Source organism: Bacillus sp. RC251 (assembly GCF_044908765.1).
Classification (GTDB): Bacteria; Bacillota; Bacilli; order Bacillales; family Bacillaceae_G; genus Bacillus_A; species Bacillus_A wiedmannii.
In genome coordinates this window covers 25799-45030 of the sequence record NZ_JBIYDP010000017.1, presented here as the reverse complement: position 1 = coordinate 45030, position 19232 = coordinate 25799, and the positions used below count along the sequence as shown (strand labels likewise).

Sequence of the window (19232 nt, the reverse complement as noted above, 5' to 3'; positions counted from 1 at the left end):
CTTGTAGCCACAAAGTTTAATTCGCAATTTAAATCAAAAATGGTTTGTATGTATATGGTAAATTAAGGTTGTGAGGAGGTGCTAAAATGCATGAAGAATATAAAGAGATAATAAAAAAAGCAATTGAATATATAGAGGAGCATTTACATGAGGAGCTTACAACAGAAAGAGTGGCGTCTCACAGTGCAGTATCGATGTACCATTTTCATCGCATCTTTCAAAGATATGTTGGGATGAGTGTAACGGATTATATTCGAAAGAGAAGGTTAACTCATGCTGCGCAAGCTTTAGTGTCAACGGAGAGGGCTGTTATTGATATTGCAGTACAATACGGCTTTTCCTCACAAGAGGCATTTACGAGAGCCTTTAAAAGAATGTTTCAATTGCCACCGAAGAAATATCGAAAGTACTTCCAGTCATTTTATATAGAAAGAGAGGGTGTTTCAATGCAAAAAGGTATACCGAAAGGATGGATCTTAAGTGGAAGTCATCCTGCTGAATATGAAATGGGTCTAGACTATGAAGTTGCCCATCAAGGAAAAGTATCTGCATACATAAAGGCAAAAGAGAATGTTACACATGGAGGCTTTTCAACATTAATGCAAATGTTTCGAGCGGATAAATATGTAGGTAAAAGATTACGTTTAACAGCATTTGTTAAGAGTGAGAACGTAAGAGATTGGGCGGGATTGTGGATGAGAGTAGACGGAAAAGATACAGAACCACTCGCTATGGATAACATGCAAAATCGCCCAATTAAAAATACGAATAACTGGCAATCGTACTCGGTTGTATTAGATATAAAAGAAGGAGCACTTGGTATAGCATTTGGTGTCTTATTATCAGGGGAAGGTTGTGTGTGGCTAGATAGTATTCGATTTGATGAAGTGGATGAAAAAATTCCTTCAACAGATTTGGCAGAGAACTTTTATGAAACACTTTTAGAAGAGCCGGTGAATCTACAATTTGAAGAAGTAGAAAAATAAAAAACAAGGAGAAAAGATATGCTCAAATATGTAAAACTAATAAGTATTAGTTTAGCAATATCGTCTTGTATTATGGGAATTAACTATTTAGTTAGCTATATTTGGTCAGGGCATACACCTTCTTTGACATGGAGAACATATTTGATGTTTGGGTTTATATTTATGATGAGTTTTGGTTCCGTGCAAAAAGAAGAGAGAAAGGATTATTGACAATTATTAGAAAAGTTATATAACCTAAATGTAAGTGATCACTTGCATGAGGAAGAGAGGATTTTATGGCGCGCTCAAAGACAGCAGAAAAAATTATTCAAGCAGCGATTGAATTAGTGAAAGAAAAAGGATATACAGCAGCAACAACGAAAGAAATTGCAATGCGTGCTGGTGTTAATGAAGTAACGATATTCCGCAATTTTAAGAGTAAGAAGGGTGTTATTGAAGCGGCGGTTGCTGAATTTTCATATGTACCGCATTTAAAACATTTTTTACAAACAGAAATTGTATGGGAATTAGAAACGGATTTAAAGAACTTAGCAAGGCATTATCATAATTTTTTAGATGGGGTAAAAGATATTATTGCTATTGGTATACGTGAGGCTGGAGAATTTCCTGAATTAGACGGGGAAATTGCTAAAATACCACAAGGGCTAAAGGAAGAATTAAGTATCTATTTTGCAAAAATGCAGGAAAAAGGAAACATTATTGATACGAATATTGAAGCGCAAGTAATGAACTTTATCTGGATCAATTTTGGATATTTCTTATCTAAATTACGTTTTGCCGATCGCCTGACAGAAGTTGATGATGAGAAATTTATTGAAAACAATATTGTTTTATATGCTAGGGCATTAAGACCCTAGTATTTATTTAAAATAAAATGCAAGTGTGTACTTACTTGCTTGCTGGGTAGGAGAGTGAGAAGATGGAAGCATTAAAACAATTTTTAAAAAGACCTGGTACGTATATAGGAATGGTGGTGGCGTTATCGTTCCAACTTATTTTCTTTTGTGTTTGGTTAACGGCGTATGATGGAGTGAATGAAAGAACTGATCAAATGCGTATCGCTATTGTGAATGAAGATGTCAATATAGGTAGTAAAATAGCGGAAGGCTTACAGAGAAATTTACCATTTCAAGTGAAAGCAGAACGGTCTGTGGAAAAAGCAAACAAAGAAATGAATGACCATGTGTACGATATGATTATTGAAATTCCTGCTTCTTTTTCAAAAGATATAAATGAAACAGGAAAATCAAGTTTAAACTTCCACATTAATCAAGCGAATGCCATGATGGCAAAGCAAATGATGGAAGGAGCTGCAAAACAAATTCGAGATAATGTAAATAAAGAGATAGCAAGTTATAAGAAACAAGCGATTGTTGGAAAGCTACAAGCTGTAGGACCTGAGAATGTAGAAGTGATAAAAGGGTTAACCGAAGATTCAATTGGTTTTACAGTTCATAAAGTAAATGATGCAAAAGGATTTTCAGTTAATATGGTACCACTAATGATGGTATTAGCTTCATTTGTAGGAGCGATGATCATGAGTATGGAGCTATCAAAAGTTGCAAAGGAAGTAAAGAACGGTTGGAGTAATTTTGTATCAAGACAGGTCATTAACGGTACAGTATCAATTTTACTTGCATGTATTACAATTGGTTTGATGAGAGGATTTCAAATTGAAGTACACGAAGCAGTATGGAGTATATGGATGTTTCAAGCGATAGTCTTCTTCGCCTTTCTTTCATTAACACAAATGTTCATAACTGTTTTCGGAAATGCAGGTATGATCTTTAATATAATTTCACTGTCGTTACAACTTGTAAGTTCGGGTGTAATTGTGCCACATGAGATGCTTTCTAAAACATATCAAACAATCGGCGAATTATTTCCCGCAACATATGCAGCGAATGGCTATTATACAATAATATTTGGGGGAGTAAGTTTAGAGAAAAATATTATTTCATTATTAGTCATTATATTAGTTACACAATTGGTAGCAGTAATTACTGTATCTATAAAAGAAATAGTAAAGAGAAGAAGTCATGTAGTTAAAGAAGTATAAAATAAAAACGGTATCCGCCGAAGGATACCGTTTTTATTTTATTATTTTGCAACTTCTGTCCACTTGTAGTTAAATTCACCGCCGAAGTCAGTTGTTACAAGTCCTTTAATGAAAGAGCGTTGTAAGTAAGAACGACCTTGTTGGTATAAAGGAGCGACAGCGCCGTCTTCTAATAGGATTTTTTCAGCTTGCTTCATTGCTTCAAAGCGAGCCTTTTCATCGCCAGCTAAATCTGCTTTCACTTTATGAATGAGCGCATCATACTCTTTGTTAGAGTATTTATCGAAGTTATAAGCACTTTCTGTTGTAAATAAATCTAAGAATGTAATTGGGTCAGCGAAGTCAGGGCCCCAGCCATCAATACCGATTTCATAGTCACCACTTAATAGTAGTTTCAGCTGTTGTTTACGTGGTTGTGGTTTTAATGTCACTGTTAATCCATCTAGGTTCTTTTCTAGTTCACCTTTTAAATATTCACCAGTTTTTTTAGCTAAAGCATTATCACTTGTTAATAGTTCGATTGTTACTTTGTCAGTACCAAGTTCTTGTTTCGCTTTTTTCCAGTTTTCTTTCGCTGTTTTCACATCATCTTTGACTAGGTTTCCGTTTTCTTTACGGAAGTCGTTACCTTCTGGACTCTTTGCGAATTTCGCAGGAACCATTCCTTCAGCTGGAATAGCACCGTTATTTAAAATTGTTTCTACGTATGCTTTTTTATTCATTGCTCCGTTAATAGCAAGGCGTGCATGTTGATTTTTTAATGTTTCATTTTTTTGATTTAGTCGTAAGAATTGAATGCCAACTTCAGCGCGGTCTTTGAAGTTTGGATCGCTCTTATATTTATCAACAAACTCCGCAGTTAAAGCAACGCGATCAATTTGTCCTGAATCGTATAAGTTAACTTCTGTAGATTTATCTTTAACAACATTGAAGTTGATTTCTTCTAATTTTACAGTTTTAGCATCCCAATAGTTAGGATTCTTCTTCAATTGGAAGCTTTGCTCATGTTTCCAGTTATCTAATGTGAAAGCACCGTTGTAAATTAAATGATTTGTTTCTAAACCGTATTTATCGCCTTGAGACTTTAAGTAATCTTCATTAATTGGTAAGAATGTTGAGAATGTCGTTAAGCTTAAGAAGTAGGGAACAGGACGGTCTAGTTGTACTTCTAAAGTTTTGTCATCAACAGCTTTAATACCTAATTGATCAACCGGTAATTGTTTTTGGTTTATTTGTTTCGCATTCTTTATATCGAAGAATAAGAATGCATATTCAGCTGCTGTATCAGGATTTACGGCACGTTGCCAAGCGAAGACGAAGTCCTTTGCTGTAACAGGAGTACCGTTTGACCATTTCGAATCACGCAGGTGGAATGTATATTTTGTTTTATCGGGACTAACGTCAACCGACTCAGCAACACCAGGAATTGGTTTATTATCTTCTCCCATTGCATATAATCCTTCAAAAACATTGCGCATTACGTTCATGGATTCCCCATCCGTTGCTTTTGCAACATCCATTGTTGGAATTTCTGAAGCGAATGATAAGTTAATTGCCTGTTTATCATTTGCTTTCGCTCCGTTTGCATGATCTTTATTTCCCCCGCAAGCAGTTAGTAATAGACTTGCCCCTAAAACAGATGCAACAACAGGTACAACTTTTTTCTTCATTGTTCGTTCCTCCCTGAATGTGTTGTTCGTAACGTCATAATGTCCACGTTTTGAAGTGTATCTATAGAAGAAGAGAAAACCTATTATAAATATGTGCATGTAGGTAATCAGGTGTTCTATATGTATATACATGTTGAACTATAATCTATCGTTATATGTTTCAACGTAGTAGACGTTATATTTTGATGGTGAAATATTTCGTTTCTTTGATTATTTAGAATATTAACACTGAAAAGAACTATATGTCAATAATAAAATCGGAGTATTATTTTTTAAAAATAATATATTAAAAAAGCGGATTTTCTCCTATTGAGAAATCCGCTTTTAATACATTTTTCCAATAAAACAATTGGTATGGGTAGGGAAACTTCAATTCAGGTTGCCTTTTATTTTTTAATTTGTGCCCATTTGAAGTTTAATTGACCTGCAAAGTCTACTTGCACAATTCCTTTCACGTAAGAACGTTCTAAATAAGATTCGCCTTTTTGGTAAAGAGGAGCGATAACAGAGTCTTTAAATAATATTTTCTCGGATGCTAGTAATGCTTCCCAGCGAGCTTTTTCATCACCGGCTAAAGTTGTTTTCACTTTTGCTATTGTTTCATCGAACTCCTTATTAGAGTAATGATCTAAGTTGTAAGGGTTATTCGTTGTAAATAGCTCAAGGAATGTAATTGGATCTGCAAAGTCAGGGCTCCAGCCGTCAATTCCAATTTCGTAGTCACCTTTTAATAAAAGTGAAACTTGTTGTTTACGTGGTTGCGGCTTTATATTTACTGTTAAGCCATCTAAATTCTTTTCTAATTGTCCTTTTAAGAACTCACCAGTTTTCTTTTCAAGGTCACCGTCACTTATTAATAGTTCTAATGTTATTTTTTCAGACCCAAGTTCTTGTTTTGCCTTTTTCCATAATTCTTGAGCAGATTTTGTATCAACCTTTGTTAAATCGCCGTTTGCAGCACGGAAGTCTGTTCCGTCAGGTCCTTTTGCAAAGTTTTTCGGCACGAGACTAGAGGTTGGTGTAGAGCCGTCATTTAATAACGTATTTACAAAGGATTTTCGATCAATTGTTTGATCGATTGCTTGGCGTGCAGAAACGTTTTGAAGTACTTTGTTTTGTTGATTCATACGTAGAAACTGTACCCCTACGTTTGGCCGTTCTTTAAAGTTAGCATCCTTTTTATATTTATCAACGAAGTCAGATGTTAGTTTGATACGATCTAATTGTTTTGACTCGAATAAATTTACTTCTGTAGATTTTTCTTTTACGACGTTAAAATTGATTTCTTCCAGTTTGACAGTATCTTTATCCCAATAGGTAGGGTTTTTCTTAAATTTAAAGCTTTGCTCATGCTTCCAATCGCTTAGTGTAAAAGCTCCGTTGTACAAAATTGTATTGTCTTCTAACGCATACTTATCACCTTGTGCTTTAAAGAATTCCTCGTTAATTGGTAGAAATGTTGGGAACGCTGTTAAGCTTATAAAGTACGGAACAGGACGTTCTAATTCTACCTCAAACGTATGGTCATCAATTGCTTTTACACCAAGTTGATCGGCTGGAAGTTCTTTGTTGTTAATTTTTGTTGCATTTTTAATATCAAAGAATAGAAATGCATATTCAGAGGCTGTTGCTGGATCAACAGCTCTTTGCCAAGCGAAGACAAAATCTTTCGCTGTGACAGGAGTGCCGTTTGACCATTTTGAATCTCGCAGGTGGAATGTGTATTTCGTTTTATCGCCACTTACTTCATGAGATTTCGCAACGCCAGGGACAGGTTTGTTACCTTCACCAAGATTATACAAACCTTCAAATACGTTTCTCATTACTTGACCAGAATCAGTATCTGTAGCACGAGCTGTATCCATTGTTCGTATTTCAGTAGGTGAAGATAAGTTTAAAACCTGTTTACTAGGCGCCTCGTCTTTTGCATTTGCTCCACTTGCTTCGTTTTTATAACTACCGCAACCAGTTAATAAAATACTTACTCCTACAACTGATGCAATACCGGGTACAAACTTCTTTTTCATTTGATTTTCCTCCTAAATAATTAAGTTTGGATGATGATGAGGGAAATGAAAAATAAAAAATCCCTCTTTTCATATTGAGAAAGAGGGATTTTTACGTACAAGTTATGCACCCGTATATAAACGAAGTCCCTCATTCTATCTTTCAAGCACAATGCTTGCAGGAAGTGGCACAGTATTCAAAATGAACCTGTTGCCGAGGTTTCAAAGGGCCAGTCCCTCCACCTCTCTTGATACAATGAGTAAACGAATAAATTTTATTAATTTTTGTGTTTCTTTGATAATTCAAAATCTTACACCTTGGATAACGAAGTGTCAACCAATTGAAATATAGTTTAAATTTTCAGTTTTATTTAACGAGAAAAACCACTGCATATGGCAGTGGTTTTTCTACTAGAAGTTAAAGTTATCTGGATCTGGACCAACGCGACGATCTTCATTTAGAGCTTGAATTGCTTTCATGTCATCAGCACTTAATTCAAAATCGAATATATTTGCATTTTCAATAATGCGATGTTCTTTAATAGATTTAGGGATTGTTACAACTTCATTTTGTAAATCCCAGCGTAAAATAATTTGTGCAGTTGATTTATTATATTTTGTCGCAATGTCTTGTAATGTGGAGTTATCCAATAGTTGTCCCTGCATTAATGGTGACCAAGCTTCAAGCTGGATGTTATGTTCTTTACAGAAAGCGTGTAATTCTTCTTGTGCTAAACGTGGGTGGTATTCCACTTGATTGACCATTGGCTTAATTTCAGCGATTTCAAATACGTCTTGTAAGTGGTGAATGTGGAAATTACTCACACCGATAGCACGAACACGGCCATCTTTATAAAGTTTTTCTAACGCTTTCCATGATTCAGTATATTTCCCTTTTACAGGCCAATGTACTAAATATAAATCTAAATATTCTAGACCTAATTTTTCTAATGTAGTTTCAAATGCTTGAAGTGTTGTTTCATATCCTTGATCGCTATTCCATACTTTTGATGTAATAAATAATTCTTCACGTGGAACACCTGCTTCACGGATCGCTTGTCCAACGCCTTCTTCGTTTTGATAGATTGCTGCAGTATCGATGCTGCGGTAGCCATTTTTTATTGCTGATTTTACAGACTCAATTACTTCTGAACCATCTTCTACTTTAAAAACACCTAAACCGAACCAAGGCATTTTTACACCGTTATGTAATGTAGTATAGTCTTTTAAACTTGTTAAACTCATATTATTTCCCCCTAGCTTTTTTGTTTGTTGCTTCTACTGCTTTTTGAATTGCCTCTGAAAAATTATATTCATATAAAGCTTTGAGACCTTCAGCTGTGGAACCACCTGGTGTTGTTACTTGTTCGCGGAGGTTAGTTGGATCTTGCGTTTGTTCAAGCATAGAAGCAGAGCCAGAAATCATTTGAATGACAAGGTGTTTGGCAGTTGCTTCATCGACTCCATAACTTTTTGTTGCTTCAATCAAGCTTTCAGCAAAGTAATAAAGGAAAGCTGGTGCACTTCCAGTAACTGCAGTAAGTTGATGAACTTCTTCCTCAGTGCAAAGTTGCGAAGTACCAATGCCTCTTAAAAGCAGTTGCAAGGTTTCTTGATGCATCTCGTTTACTGATTGTCCTGTTGTATATAAGGAGATTGACTTCCCAATTTCAGCAGCTGTATTTGGCATAATCCAAGCAACAGGCGTGTCCTTAGGGAGTCTAGCTTCTAAATAAGATGGACCAATGCCAGCAGCTACCGTTACGACAAGTTGATTCGATAGTAACGGAGATAGCTCCGCTAATAATTCTTCATGTGCAGAAGGCGGCATTGCTAAAACAATCGTATCAACAGATGTAACATGCTGCTTCCAATCTGTTGTGATAGACACATTATATTGTCCTTGTAATTGTTCTAGCTTTTCTACGTTGCTGCGGTTAGAAACGATAATTTTTTCGATGTATTCTTTGCTTGTTTTAAGTAATCCGGAAAATATAGCTTCTGCCATACGACCAGCACCAATAAATAGAATTCGATGTTTAGTTAGCATATCCTTTATTCCTTTCTAGTGGAGATATGTTATAAAAAACGATACCATCTTTAAGAGAATTTTGTAAAAAGAAAAGACTTACCGTAGATGGAATGGATAACGAGAAGGAGGAAATTCATGGTAAAGGAAAGCGTTGTTCCTTATACTGGTGATAGGGAATTTATTATACATCTGGGGAGAGATGATCATGGTCAGAAGTCCGCTTTTTTTATTCATTTCCAGTATTATTTGCGTATTGGTTGGATTTTATATTCAATCGAGTTATATTGAAATTTTCGCATCGGTTATGGGGATTATTAATGTTTGGTTATTAGCGAGGGAAAAGGTATCTAACTTTTTGTTTGGCATGATTACGGTTGCGGTATTTCTGTATATTTTCATTACGCAAGGTTTATATGCAATGGCAGTATTGGCAGCCTTTCAATTTATATTTAATGTATATGGTTGGTATTATTGGATAGCATGTAGTGGGGGAGAAGAGGTAAAAGCAACAGTTCGTTTAGGTGTAAAAGGGTGGACTATTTATATAATCTTTATGTTAGTTACTTGGATTGGTTGGGGCTATTATCAAATCCGTTATCTAGAATCAACTAGTCCATATTTAGATGCTTTAAATGCTGTACTAGGATTAGTAGCTCAATTTATGCTAAGTCGAAAAATTTTAGAAAACTGGTATTTATGGATTTTGTATAACGTGGTTAGCATTGTGATTTATATTTCCACAGGTTTATACGTCATGCTAATATTAGCTGTTATTAATCTCTTTATATGTGTAGCTGGTTTACTAGAGTGGAAGAACAACTATAAAGTGAAACTTTAATCAGTGGGGGTTTTCTTCATCCCCCACTGATTATTAGCCTTCACCAATCGGACTTTTATGGGTAGTTGATCCTCCACCTAAATTCTTTGCTTTCGCTGAATTTTGAGGTGGGGGTCTTACTGCCCGTTAAAGCGGGATAAAAGACAGGGACATGTAAATAATTATATTTAGAAAACAATTGAAAGAGAAAAACCCCTGAAGCATATATGCTTCAGGGGTTTATTAATAGATTATAAGTTTATGCTTTTGTCATACCTAACAATACAGCGCCGCCGATAATTAAAACACTACCTAGTGCAATAAAGATCAATTGACGTTTTGTTTTCTTTTCACCTAAAAAGACAATCGCACCGAATGTTGAGATAACGATTCCAGTTTGAGATAATGGGAAGCTTGTTGCCACTCCGACACGTGGTAATGAAAGAAGTAAGAATAAGTTTCCAGTTCCCCATAGTAAACCAGATAAAGCATTACGGATTGCATATTTGTTAAATGGTTTATGTTTAGATGTCAATACAACCGCACCAACAAACATACCAACTGCTTGTGGTAAAATAGCAGACCAACCATCGATATTATACCAACGAATAATAATTACATATACAAGGTAACCGAAAGTAGAAACAATTAAAGTAAGAAGTCCTTTTTTCAATTGACCTGGTGGCTGTGCATTTTCTTTGTCATCTAGTGATGTGAATACAACACCAACTACGATTAATAGGATTGCAATCGTTCCCAGAACAATCGTTGTTGTAGTAGTCCACTCACGGAAAGCGATAACCCCAAAGATAGAAGTTGCAACAAGTTGCATACCAGTAGAAATTGTTACAGTAGTTGAAACACCTAGTTTTTCAACTGTTTTTAATTGGTTTACTTGTCCTAAAGCCCAGAATAAACCTGAAATAAAACCAACAATCAAGACTGTCATTGTTAAAGCTGGTTGAGTAAATACATACATAATTGTTGCGAAGAATAGAGCACCGATTGTCATACCTACCGTTTGGCTATATGCACCACCGCCCATTTTTACGCTTACTAATAAGATGTTTCCCCATGCAATTGCAGGAAGAAGCGCTAATAAAATGTCCATTACAAGACTCCCTTCGGTTTTCTATACCAATATAATTACATATCGTTCTAACGATCGGTAATGCCCCACTACTAGAGTAGAAGATTACCGATCGCTAAAACAGGATGAAGAATTCACGATATAAATGCGTTTTCATTTCTTCATTTTTTGAAACACCTCCATATAATAACAGGAAATTGCCTATTTTAGAAAGTGAATTCAAATAAAATGTATATTTTAATAAAAGGTAAAATTCAGTTATTTCCCGATGGTAAATTTTTATTTCCTAAGAAATAAAGAAGCAGCTTCGAAAAAGCTGCTTTAAGGGTTAGTAATTCTTTTGTTAATAAGCTGAATACATAGTAGAAATAGGAGTGACATACTAATAGTGATAACTACAAGTGTCCAGGCGAGCTGCATATTACTTGCATCAATCGCCATATAAATTGCAGTTGGGATTGTTTGTGTTTTACCAGGAATGTTCCCAGCAAACATGAGTGTAGCACCAAACTCACCGAGCGCACGAACAAAGCTCAAAATCATTCCGCTTAGTAAGGCGGGAAATGCCAGCGGAAGTGTGACGTGTAGAAAAACTTGATATTCACTTGCACCAAGGTCACGAGCACTTTCTTCAATTTGTACATTCGCAATAGAAAATCCTGTTTTTGCTGATTGGTACATGAGCGGAAATGCAACAACTGTAGAAGCGATGATTGCAGCAGTAGATGTGAACATAATGGACTGCTGAAATATTGATTCTATCCACATTCCAATGGGACTATTATTTCCAAAAATGATAATGAGAAAAAAGCCGATTACAGTTGGCGGAAGTACCATTGGTAATAAGAAAATAGTTTCTAATAGTACTTTATATCTCCATGAGGAGCGTGCTAACGCCCGTCCGATAATCGTCCCTAAAATTGTAACGATAATGGTGGCGCATGCAGCTACTCGTATAGATAGAAAGATTGGTGAAAAAATAGCATCAAAGCTCATGGCAATTATAATAGGACTGTAAATCCATATTTTTTAAAGATAGATTGTGCATCTTTTGACTGCAAATACTCATAAAATGAAGTCGCCTCTTTCTTGTGCTTAGATTCTTTTATAACACCTAAAGGATAGTGAATTGGCTCATGCGAAGTAGCTGCTGCTGTCTCACCAATCTTTACTTTGTTTGAAATAAGAGCATCTGTTTTGTATACAATACCAGCATCGACATTACCTGTTTCTACATATGTTAACACTTGGCGAACATCTTTTGTAAATACGATTTTATTTTGAATGTCATTCCAAAGATTTTCATGCGTGAGAGAAGCCTTTGCATATTTTCCTGCGGGTACAGATTCAGGTGTACCAAGTGCGATTTTCTTAATTTTTTCATCTTTTAAATCTTGAATTTTCGTAAGAGAACTATCTTTTGGGACAACTAGAACAAGTTCATTTCCAAGAAGATTTTTCCCTTCTTTTTCATTAATGAATCCTTTTTTTACAAGAGTTTGGAATTTATCTTCGGCTGCTGAGAAGAATAAATCAGCAGGTGCGCCTTGTTCAATTTGTTGTTGAAGTGCACCAGAAGCACCGAAGTTAAAAGAAAGTTTAATATTAGGTTCTTTTTCTTTATATTTTGTTTCAATTTCTTTTAGTGCATCTTGTAAGCTTGCAGCAGCTGATATAGTAAGTTCAACTGCTTTTCCTTCTTTAGCAGTTGATTTCTCTTTCTTTTCGCCGCTTGTACATGCAGCACTAAATATAAGAAGAAAAGAAAGTATAAGTGCTCCGATGGATCGTAATGTAAATTTGTTCATAAAAAAATCCCCTTTCGTTTTGACATATTTAATTATAACTAATTATAACTAGATATAACTAGTTATAATTGAATATAATTTGAACGATGTAGTTGTTTTTAAATATAGGAGAAATATTCTTTTCTTTGTTACAATGAAGGAAGAAAGTGAGGAATCGTCTATGGATCATCATTCCTACACAACGGAAGAAGTAGCGAAGCGATTAAAGGTATCAAAATTAACTGTATACGATCTAATTAAAAAAGGAGAACTTCCTTCTTATAGAATTGGTAGACAGATGCGCATTGATGCAACAGATTTAGAACAATATATAAAGCAAATGAAAACAGGGAAAATACAAGGCACTCCTGTAAAGAGCGAAGATAGTAGAGGCTTGGATACATGTATTATTAGCGGACAAGAACTAACGTTAGATATGTTGGCAAAGCGTATAGAAAACCGCCTGCCAAGTTCAAATATATTAAGGGCATATCAAGGTAGTTTAACGAGTTTAATAAAAATGTATCAAGGAGAAGGAAGTATCGTTAGTCTGCATTTGTTTGATGGTGAAACGGGTACATATAATGTTCCTTACGTAAAACGTATTTTAGTGGGACAACCATGTACGATGATTAATTTATTAGCAAGAAACGTTGGATTTTATGTGCAAAAGGGAAATCCGAAAAATATAAAAACATGGGCTGATTTATCTCAGTCATCTACACGATTTGTAAATCGAGAAAAAGGTTCTGGTATTAGGGTGTTAGTCGATGAACAATTGCGCATCCAAAAGTTAAATAAAGAACGTATTAGTGGATATGAATGGGAAGAATCAAACCATCTTGGTGTTGCCACGCAAGTTGCGAATGGAAAAGCTGATGTGGGAGTAGGATCAGAAAAGTTTTCGCAAATTGTAAATGTAGATTTTATTCCAATCATGAAAGAACAGTACGATTTGGTGATTTTGAAGAATAAAGAAAATGAAGAGCTGATTGAAGTCGTGAAAGGCATTCTGCAATCGGAAGAATTTCATAATGAATTAAAAGCAATTGGCGGATACGATATGACGAAAACAGGTCAAATTATATATGAAATAAACTAAAAAGCTGCTTGTCTATAAGACGAGCAGCTTTTTCTATATATAAAGGGGTTTGGGGAAACAAAGTATTAAACAAGACCTTGAGCAAGTGTGTAAATGAAAGCTGTAAGAAGAGTAGCTCCACTTGCAAGTCCGATAAAGTCTGATTTGTTGAAAGTAATGTTGTTCATTATAATCTCTCCTTATTTGTTTAATGTAGTTGCAACAGCTTTTGCATCGACAAGTGCGGATAGCACCATGCCCATTGTATTTAAAAATTTGTTTGATTTCATTTTGTTCATCATGCGTATCCGCTCCTTTTCGATTTGTTGTTGCCCTGCTTTATATCTTAATTATAGGAAATATGATTGCCTGCAACTATCGAATTAGCTTACGGAAGACTTACACTTTTGTAAGAAAAAAAGACATTCATGTAAGAATGTCTTTCACAGCATATTGATATGATGATGCTCTTCAATTGTTTTTAAAAAGCTACGCATTGAATTCGTCATATAACTATCTTTACGGCGTATGAAAACCGTTGAAATACTACCATATTTTTCAGGGATTGCATGACAATGTACCTTACCAGCTTTAGAAAGATGGTGGACAGCAGACTGTGGTACGAGTGTAATTCCAAGGCCGAGTGCAACACTGTTTAATATCGTTTCTAATATATTAAATTCCATAATTCTTTTTGGGAGCAAACCTTCATCTTTAAGCCATCGTTCTAGTTTGGAACGGTATCCACATCCTTGGTTAAAAACGAGTAGGGGCGTTGTTGTAAATTCTTCTATATGAAAAGCTTTATTTTGTGTTACAAGCATTAATTTTTCTGTACTAACATCGTATTGTTCAATTAGTGGGTGTTTAATAGGACCTGATATAAAGGCACCATCTAATTGATGATCAAGTACTTCTCTAATCAATGCTTCTGTTAGACCCGCTTGTAATGATAAATCGACATTCGGATAGCGTTTATAGTAAGAAGATAAAATGGTAGGTAATGTACTTACTGTTTCGACTGTACCGATTTTTAATATGCCAGAGGGAGTTTCACTATCTAAAAATACTTGTTTTAGCTCGTCAACATCTTGCAAAATTTTATTAACATAAACGAGCATTTTTCTTCCTTCAGCTGTTAAAGTCATGCCTCGTTTATGACGATAAAAGAGCGGTGTTTTTAGTTCGTTCTCTAGTTGTTTAATACGTGCAGTTACATTTGATTGTACGTAATTTAATTCCTTTGCTGCGCCGCTTACACTACCTTTGTCGGCAACGTTCTGGAAGATTTGTAAATCTCTTAATTCCATAATGTGATCCTCCTTGATGTTAACTATCATTATAAATGATAGTTAACATCATTTTGAATCATTTTACGTGATATATTTTTTCTTTTACAATTCTCTTTGTGCAAATAGAAAGAAGTGGGGGATTGTGGTGAAAAAAGGTCAAATGATAATAGGGGCTTTAGCATGTTTAATTGCAAGTATGTCGTGGGGAGCGATGTTTCCGGTTGCTGATCATGCGCTAGAATACATAGATCCATTTTATTTTTCGCTTATTCGCTATGGAGCGGTGGCGATCGTACTGATTGTATTATTGTTAATGAAAGAAGGAAAACAGGCATTTCGTTTAGAGGGAAGAGGAAAGTTACTCGTCTTTTTCGGAACGATGGCGTTTACTGTATATAATGTACTTATATTTTTAGGTCAAATGTTAATGGGGAAATCAGGTGTGATGGTAGCCTCCATTATGGAAGCACTGATGCCGATGATTTCTATTTGTATTCTATGGGGATATAAGCATGTAAAACCGAAAAAGTATATGATAACGAGCATGATTATCGCTTTTGTAGGGGCTGTATTCGTTATTACGAAAGGTGATATGAGTTTCTTTTTAACATTGAAAGATAACATGTTTTCGCTGGCCTTTATATTTGTAGGGGTTGTAGGTTGGGTTATTTATACGATGGGTGGTCAAACGTGTAGCGATTGGTCAACATTACGTTATTCTACGTTGACGTGTGTATTCGGTACGACTGTCACAGGGATTATAACTGTAATCATTACATCGTTTGGATATGTATCGGTTCCTAGTATGGGAACGATTTCTATCGTGAAATATGATTTATTGTTTATGATGACATTACCAGGTATCGTAGCGTTACTTGCTTGGAATTACGGTGTGAAAATTTTATCGTCCATTAATGGGATTTTATTTATTAATTTTGTACCAATCACGACTTTAGTTATTATGATGATGCAAGGATATCGAATAACAATGTTTGATATTATAGGGACTTTACTTGTTATTGCAGCACTTATTCGCAATAACGTTTGTCAGAGAAAAGAAGAAAATATAAACAAGCGAAGTTTACAAGAAGAGCAATTACGTCAAGCTGTTTAATAGGCAATTGGAGGATTTCACATGTTAGAAAGTTTATTGTTTTTCTTCGCCGTCGGAGTTGCCTGCGAGCTTGCAGCAATTAACCGAAATGGTCGTAAAAAGATAAAACAACAAGCTGAGCTGATACAGCTTTTAAAAGAATTGAAAGAAAGAAAAATGTAAAAAGACGACCGGGCATAGACGGTCGTCTTTTTCTATATAAAGGGGAAAGGGGACACAAAGTTATACAAGCGTAGCAGCGTAAATAAAAGCAGTAAGAAGAGAGCCACTAGCTAATCCTAAAAAATCTAATTTGTTAAAAGTGATGTTATTCATGATGCATTCTCCTTACTTGTTTAATGTAGAAGCAACAGATTTTGCATCGATTAGAGCGGAAAATACCATGCCCACTGTATCTAAAAAATTGTTTGATTTCATTTTGTTCATCATATGAATCCGCTCCATTTCGAATAGTTGTTGTTTCTTTCTGACTTAATTGTATGAAATATTTGGGGAAGTAACTATCGAATTAGCTTACAAGAAAGTTACACTTTTGTAAGAATTGAAATGTAACAATTAATACTTAAAATTATTACCAACTCCTAAAACTTAGTGTTATAATCGTTATAAGAAAATGATTATAATTCGGATATTCAGAAAGGAACGAAACAAATGTATAAACCAATTACATTTTTGTTGAAATATATATTTAAAACAGCTGGGAAAGTAGAAGTGCAAGGAAGAGAAAAGTTACCAGAAGGTGGCCCATATGTTGTTGCATGTACACATACAAGTTTTATGGATGTATTAATGTTAGCTACAGGGATGTACCCGACCCAAATTCATTACATGGCAAAAAAAGAGTTATTTGAAGGGAAGTTCAAAAATTGGTTCTTTAAAAATGTGAATGCATTCCCTGTAGATCGTGCGAATCCAGGACCGAGTACACTCAAAATTCCGTCACGCCTATTAAAAGAAGGGAAAGTAGTAGGGATTTTTCCGAGTGGGACACGATCAACAGAAGACGTTTCATTAAAAGCTGGGGCTGTTACGATTGCATTGCGTTCTAATGTCCCGTTAGTACCGGCAGCTTATGTTGGTCCATCAAGTGTAAAAGAATTAATAAAAGGGAAAAAGGCACAATTAATTTTTGGCGACCCAATTCAAATTGATGCTGAAGAACAAATAGATCGAAAGACAGCTATGAAAATGATGACAGATCAATTAAATGAGAAGTTTGATGAGCTAAAGGAAACTTTGCAATCAAATCAAAAGTAAGAAAAGACGACCGGGCATAGACGGTCGTCTTTTCTATTATTATTTATAATAAAAGGGAAAGGGGACACAAAAGTTATACAAGCGTAGCGGCGTAAATAAAAGCAGTAAGAAGAAGAGAGCCACTAGCTAGTCCTAAAAAATCTAATTTGTTAAAAGTGATGTTTTTCATCATACATTCTCCTTACTTGTTTAATGTAGAAGCAACAGCTTTAGCATCGATTAGAGCGGAAAATACCATGTCCATTGTATTTAAAAAATTGTTTGATTTCATTTTGTTCATCATATGAATCCGCTCCATTTCGAATAGTTGTTGTCCTGTTTCTGACTTAATTGTATGAAATATTGAGGATAGTAACTATCGAATTAGCTTACAGGAAAATTACACTTTTGTAAGAAAAACGAATGAAGGTGTAATGATGAGAAAGTTTGACATATGTTCGTGGAATTCATTAAGTTAAAAGTAGAGGTGAGTGTATGGCCAATATTAAAGATATTGCAAAGATGGCGGGAGTTTCAGTTACGACTGTTTCGAGAGTATTGAATGATCATCCATATGTAAGTGAAGAAAAAAGGAAAGCGGTTATGGAGATAGTTGAGAAGTTGAATTACTCACAAAACGCAAATGCTGTTCATTTATCAAAAGGGAAAACGAATATTGTTGGTGTTATTTTACCGTATATTAATCATCCATGTTTTGATGCGATGGTGGGCGGGATGATGGAGGTGGCGTTAGCTCATAATTACAGAGTGCTACTTTGCCAAACGAATTATAATAAAAAAGAAGAAATGAAAAGTTTACATATGTTAAAAACAAAACAATTGGATGGCCTTATTATTTGTTCTCGTGCGAATGATTGGGAAACGATAGAGCCGTATGCTTCCTATGGGACAATCGTTGCTTGTGAAGATAATGATATTTCAAATATCTCAAGTGTATATACGAATCATTCGGCAGCTTTTCAATTAGGAATGGATTATTTGATTGAGAAAAGTTATAAAAAAATTGGTTATTGTACGGGAAGGAAATTAGGTCCGAGTAGTCAAAAACGTTTTGATGTTTATAAACAGCAATTGCAAGCTATAGATGAAGAAGTGAATGAAGAATGGATTTTTACAGAATGTTTTACATTAGAAGATGGTGTGAAAGTGGCTCATAAATTAAAGGGGATGCAGCATCTTCCCGAAGCATTAATAGTAGCAGGAGATGAAGTTGCGATTGGGGTTATGACAGAAGCTGAAAAATTAGGTATTCAAGTTCCTGAGGATTTAGCGATTATTGGCTTTGATAATCAACCTATTTCGCAAGTGTTACAGCTTACAACCATTGATCAAAATTTAAAGGAGATAGGTAAAAAGGCTTTTGAAATGTTTTATAGGCAAATAAGTGGTGAGAGTTCTAAACAAGAAAAGGTGGAAATTCCATACGAACTTGTGGAACGCTCTACTGTTTAGTTTTAATCCGTTATGTGTAAATTGCATAACGGATTATTTTTTGAAATATCTTTGACAGGAAACGCGTTTCATACTTTATAAAGGAGTTACACCGGTCTGTAATAATCCATGGATTCTTTTCAAGAATAGTATTTGGAGGGATATGCATGAATGAACTTTTATTGAGTATGAAAAAGCATATAGAGGATGATGAAAAGATTTTGGCTTTTGTCGTAGGGATATTTGAGAAGGATAATTTTACGCTATCGTATCAACAAGGGATTTTTGCTGCTACTACTAGACGTCTTCTCTTTTATGGGAAATTTCCATACTATCCTGCAACATTTAAAGATTATTCATATTTGCATATAGATAGCATAGATTTTCGTCCGCATTTCGAATGTACTTGTAATCATGAAACCATTCGAGCTAAGTATATTCAGAAGGGGAATGTGGAGCAATTTGTCCGTACAGTTAGAGCGAATATGAATAATTAATCACCCCTTTGTTTAAACATAATATCCCGATCTGTAAGAGTAAAAATGCGCAATAAAAACAACTTCTAAACCTCTAGGAGATAGTGATACAATGTCAAATGGGGGGAGGTATG

General features: G+C 35.1%; 22 protein-coding genes and 1 riboswitch. Of the genes, 11 read left to right on the top strand and 11 right to left on the bottom strand.

All coding sequences use genetic code 11. The annotated features are described in order from the left end of the window. Window positions 1–86 precede the first annotated feature (86 nt). The 4 genes from ABH961_RS27655 to ABH961_RS27640 all read left to right on the top strand — a co-directional run bounded on the left by ABH961_RS27655 (window position 87) and on the right by ABH961_RS27640 (window position 3045). Complete coding sequence (locus tag ABH961_RS27655; RefSeq protein WP_098079456.1) at window positions 87–986, top strand: helix-turn-helix domain-containing protein; 900 nt, start codon at window positions 87–89, stop codon at window positions 984–986. Between the two features lie 18 nt (window positions 987–1004). Next, on the top strand, window positions 1005–1196 hold the full coding sequence (locus tag ABH961_RS27650) for a hypothetical protein (protein WP_048542950.1): 192 nt from the start codon (window positions 1005–1007) through the stop codon (window positions 1194–1196). Window positions 1197–1261: 65 nt separating this feature from the next. Further along, window positions 1262–1843 (top strand): TetR/AcrR family transcriptional regulator, encoded by a 582-nt coding sequence (locus ABH961_RS27645; protein ID WP_071728628.1) that lies wholly within the window; start codon window positions 1262–1264, stop codon window positions 1841–1843. Window positions 1844–1905: 62 nt separating this feature from the next. After that, entirely contained in the window at window positions 1906–3045 is a 1140-nt protein-coding gene (locus ABH961_RS27640; RefSeq protein WP_048542944.1) for a YhgE/Pip domain-containing protein, read from the top strand. A 41-nt stretch (window positions 3046–3086) separates the two neighbouring features. On the opposite strand, the gene ABH961_RS27635 is transcribed toward ABH961_RS27640, so the two are convergent. The 4 genes from ABH961_RS27635 to proC form a co-directional block, all read right to left on the bottom strand. Next, on the bottom strand, window positions 3087–4715 hold the full coding sequence (locus ABH961_RS27635; RefSeq protein WP_048542942.1) for a peptide ABC transporter substrate-binding protein: 1629 nt from the start codon (window positions 4713–4715) through the stop codon (window positions 3087–3089). 386 nt (window positions 4716–5101) lie between these two features. Then, entirely contained in the window at window positions 5102–6742 is a 1641-nt protein-coding gene (locus ABH961_RS27630; RefSeq protein WP_048542940.1) for a peptide ABC transporter substrate-binding protein, read from the bottom strand. A gap of 132 nt (window positions 6743–6874) precedes the next feature. Next, a riboswitch (SAM riboswitch) is annotated at window positions 6875–6979 on the bottom strand. Between the two features lie 153 nt (window positions 6980–7132). Continuing rightward, the gene (locus ABH961_RS27625; RefSeq protein WP_048542938.1) at window positions 7133–7966 is read right to left on the bottom strand and encodes an aldo/keto reductase; all 834 of its coding nucleotides are present in this window, start codon (window positions 7964–7966) and stop codon (window positions 7133–7135) included. Between the two features lies 1 nt (window position 7967). After that, the gene (gene proC, locus ABH961_RS27620; RefSeq protein ID WP_098079928.1) at window positions 7968–8771 is read right to left on the bottom strand and encodes a pyrroline-5-carboxylate reductase; all 804 of its coding nucleotides are present in this window, start codon (window positions 8769–8771) and stop codon (window positions 7968–7970) included. A gap of 187 nt (window positions 8772–8958) precedes the next feature. Between proC and pnuC the strand changes: the two genes are divergently transcribed. After that, entirely contained in the window at window positions 8959–9591 is a 633-nt protein-coding gene (gene pnuC / locus ABH961_RS27615) for a nicotinamide riboside transporter PnuC (RefSeq protein ID WP_098079932.1), read from the top strand. 238 nt (window positions 9592–9829) lie between these two features. Here pnuC and ABH961_RS27610 read toward each other — a convergent pair whose 3' ends face one another. From ABH961_RS27610 to modA, 3 genes are all read right to left on the bottom strand, one after another. Next, a complete protein-coding gene (locus ABH961_RS27610; protein ID WP_000353549.1) occupies window positions 9830–10681 on the bottom strand; it encodes a GRP family sugar transporter in 852 nt (283 codons plus the stop codon). A gap of 300 nt (window positions 10682–10981) precedes the next feature. After that, on the bottom strand, window positions 10982–11656 hold the full coding sequence (gene modB / locus ABH961_RS27605; RefSeq protein ID WP_098079934.1) for a molybdate ABC transporter permease subunit: 675 nt from the start codon (window positions 11654–11656) through the stop codon (window positions 10982–10984). 5 nt (window positions 11657–11661) lie between these two features. Further along, window positions 11662–12468 carry a molybdate ABC transporter substrate-binding protein gene (gene modA / locus ABH961_RS27600; protein WP_048542930.1) on the bottom strand — a complete coding sequence of 269 codons (807 nt, stop codon included), beginning with the start codon at window positions 12466–12468 and terminating at the stop codon, window positions 11662–11664. Between the two features lie 133 nt (window positions 12469–12601). On the opposite strand from modA, the gene ABH961_RS27595 reads away from it, so the two are divergent. Continuing rightward, the gene (locus ABH961_RS27595) at window positions 12602–13549 is read left to right on the top strand and encodes a helix-turn-helix transcriptional regulator (RefSeq protein ID WP_098068814.1); all 948 of its coding nucleotides are present in this window, start codon (window positions 12602–12604) and stop codon (window positions 13547–13549) included. A gap of 65 nt (window positions 13550–13614) precedes the next feature. Here ABH961_RS27595 and ABH961_RS27590 read toward each other — a convergent pair whose 3' ends face one another. Both ABH961_RS27590 and ABH961_RS27585 read right to left on the bottom strand, forming a co-directional pair. Next, window positions 13615–13716 (bottom strand): DUF3948 family protein, encoded by a 102-nt coding sequence (locus ABH961_RS27590; protein ID WP_001060018.1) that lies wholly within the window; start codon window positions 13714–13716, stop codon window positions 13615–13617. 255 nt (window positions 13717–13971) lie between these two features. After that, on the bottom strand, window positions 13972–14838 hold the full coding sequence (locus ABH961_RS27585; RefSeq protein ID WP_048542928.1) for a LysR family transcriptional regulator: 867 nt from the start codon (window positions 14836–14838) through the stop codon (window positions 13972–13974). Window positions 14839–14965: 127 nt separating this feature from the next. Here ABH961_RS27585 and ABH961_RS27580 point away from each other — a divergent pair, with 127 nt between their 5' ends. Then, window positions 14966–15934, top strand: a complete 969-nt coding sequence (locus tag ABH961_RS27580; protein WP_048542927.1) for a DMT family transporter — start codon at window positions 14966–14968, stop codon at window positions 15932–15934. 21 nt (window positions 15935–15955) lie between these two features. Beyond that, complete coding sequence (locus tag ABH961_RS27575; RefSeq protein ID WP_000894064.1) at window positions 15956–16096, top strand: YrzO family protein; 141 nt, start codon at window positions 15956–15958, stop codon at window positions 16094–16096. A gap of 60 nt (window positions 16097–16156) precedes the next feature. Here the strand turns inward: ABH961_RS27575 and ABH961_RS27570 are convergent, their stop codons facing one another. Beyond that, window positions 16157–16249: a DUF3948 family protein gene (locus ABH961_RS27570; protein ID WP_068967835.1), complete on the bottom strand. Its 93-nt coding sequence runs from the start codon at window positions 16247–16249 to the stop codon at window positions 16157–16159. Between the two features lie 336 nt (window positions 16250–16585). Here ABH961_RS27570 and ABH961_RS27565 point away from each other — a divergent pair, with 336 nt between their 5' ends. Continuing rightward, window positions 16586–17191 (top strand): lysophospholipid acyltransferase family protein, encoded by a 606-nt coding sequence (locus tag ABH961_RS27565; protein ID WP_000277788.1) that lies wholly within the window; start codon window positions 16586–16588, stop codon window positions 17189–17191. Window positions 17192–17264: 73 nt separating this feature from the next. On the opposite strand, the gene ABH961_RS27560 is transcribed toward ABH961_RS27565, so the two are convergent. Then, the gene (locus ABH961_RS27560; protein WP_068967834.1) at window positions 17265–17360 is read right to left on the bottom strand and encodes a DUF3948 family protein; all 96 of its coding nucleotides are present in this window, start codon (window positions 17358–17360) and stop codon (window positions 17265–17267) included. Between the two features lie 305 nt (window positions 17361–17665). Here ABH961_RS27560 and ABH961_RS27555 point away from each other — a divergent pair, with 305 nt between their 5' ends. Beyond that, window positions 17666–18643 carry a LacI family DNA-binding transcriptional regulator gene (locus ABH961_RS27555; protein ID WP_048542922.1) on the top strand — a complete coding sequence of 326 codons (978 nt, stop codon included), beginning with the start codon at window positions 17666–17668 and terminating at the stop codon, window positions 18641–18643. Window positions 18644–18789: 146 nt separating this feature from the next. Beyond that, window positions 18790–19119, top strand: a complete 330-nt coding sequence (locus ABH961_RS27550) for a PH domain-containing protein (RefSeq protein WP_048542920.1) — start codon at window positions 18790–18792, stop codon at window positions 19117–19119. Window positions 19120–19232: the final 113 nt, after the last annotated feature.

Excerpts from the sequence above, each read along its gene's own strand:
- ABH961_RS27655 (WP_098079456.1), top strand. The coding sequence starts at position 87 with ATGCATGAAGAATATAAAGAGATAATAAAAAAAGCAATTGAATATATA.
- ABH961_RS27650 (WP_048542950.1), top strand. The coding sequence starts at position 1,005 with ATGCTCAAATATGTAAAACTAATAAGTATTAGTTTAGCAATATCGTCT.
- ABH961_RS27645 (WP_071728628.1), top strand. The coding sequence starts at position 1,262 with ATGGCGCGCTCAAAGACAGCAGAAAAAATTATTCAAGCAGCGATTGAA.
- ABH961_RS27640 (WP_048542944.1), top strand. The coding sequence starts at position 1,906 with ATGGAAGCATTAAAACAATTTTTAAAAAGACCTGGTACGTATATAGGA.
- ABH961_RS27635 (WP_048542942.1), bottom strand. The coding sequence starts at position 4,715 with ATGAAGAAAAAAGTTGTACCTGTTGTTGCATCTGTTTTAGGGGCAAGT.
- ABH961_RS27630 (WP_048542940.1), bottom strand. The coding sequence starts at position 6,742 with ATGAAAAAGAAGTTTGTACCCGGTATTGCATCAGTTGTAGGAGTAAGT.
- ABH961_RS27625 (WP_048542938.1), bottom strand. The coding sequence starts at position 7,966 with ATGAGTTTAACAAGTTTAAAAGACTATACTACATTACATAACGGTGTA.
- proC (WP_098079928.1), bottom strand. The coding sequence starts at position 8,771 with ATGCTAACTAAACATCGAATTCTATTTATTGGTGCTGGTCGTATGGCA.
- pnuC (WP_098079932.1), top strand. The coding sequence starts at position 8,959 with ATGGTCAGAAGTCCGCTTTTTTTATTCATTTCCAGTATTATTTGCGTA.
- ABH961_RS27610 (WP_000353549.1), bottom strand. The coding sequence starts at position 10,681 with ATGGACATTTTATTAGCGCTTCTTCCTGCAATTGCATGGGGAAACATC.
- modB (WP_098079934.1), bottom strand. The coding sequence starts at position 11,656 with ATGAGCTTTGATGCTATTTTTTCACCAATCTTTCTATCTATACGAGTA.
- modA (WP_048542930.1), bottom strand. The coding sequence starts at position 12,468 with ATGAACAAATTTACATTACGATCCATCGGAGCACTTATACTTTCTTTT.
- ABH961_RS27595 (WP_098068814.1), top strand. The coding sequence starts at position 12,602 with ATGAAGGAAGAAAGTGAGGAATCGTCTATGGATCATCATTCCTACACA.
- ABH961_RS27590 (WP_001060018.1), bottom strand. The coding sequence starts at position 13,716 with ATGAACAACATTACTTTCAACAAATCAGACTTTATCGGACTTGCAAGT.
- ABH961_RS27585 (WP_048542928.1), bottom strand. The coding sequence starts at position 14,838 with ATGGAATTAAGAGATTTACAAATCTTCCAGAACGTTGCCGACAAAGGT.
- ABH961_RS27575 (WP_000894064.1), top strand. The coding sequence starts at position 15,956 with ATGTTAGAAAGTTTATTGTTTTTCTTCGCCGTCGGAGTTGCCTGCGAG.
- ABH961_RS27570 (WP_068967835.1), bottom strand. The coding sequence starts at position 16,249 with ATGAATAACATCACTTTTAACAAATTAGATTTTTTAGGATTAGCTAGT.
- ABH961_RS27565 (WP_000277788.1), top strand. The coding sequence starts at position 16,586 with ATGTATAAACCAATTACATTTTTGTTGAAATATATATTTAAAACAGCT.
- ABH961_RS27560 (WP_068967834.1), bottom strand. The coding sequence starts at position 17,360 with ATGAAAAACATCACTTTTAACAAATTAGATTTTTTAGGACTAGCTAGT.
- ABH961_RS27555 (WP_048542922.1), top strand. The coding sequence starts at position 17,666 with ATGGCCAATATTAAAGATATTGCAAAGATGGCGGGAGTTTCAGTTACG.
- ABH961_RS27550 (WP_048542920.1), top strand. The coding sequence starts at position 18,790 with ATGAATGAACTTTTATTGAGTATGAAAAAGCATATAGAGGATGATGAA.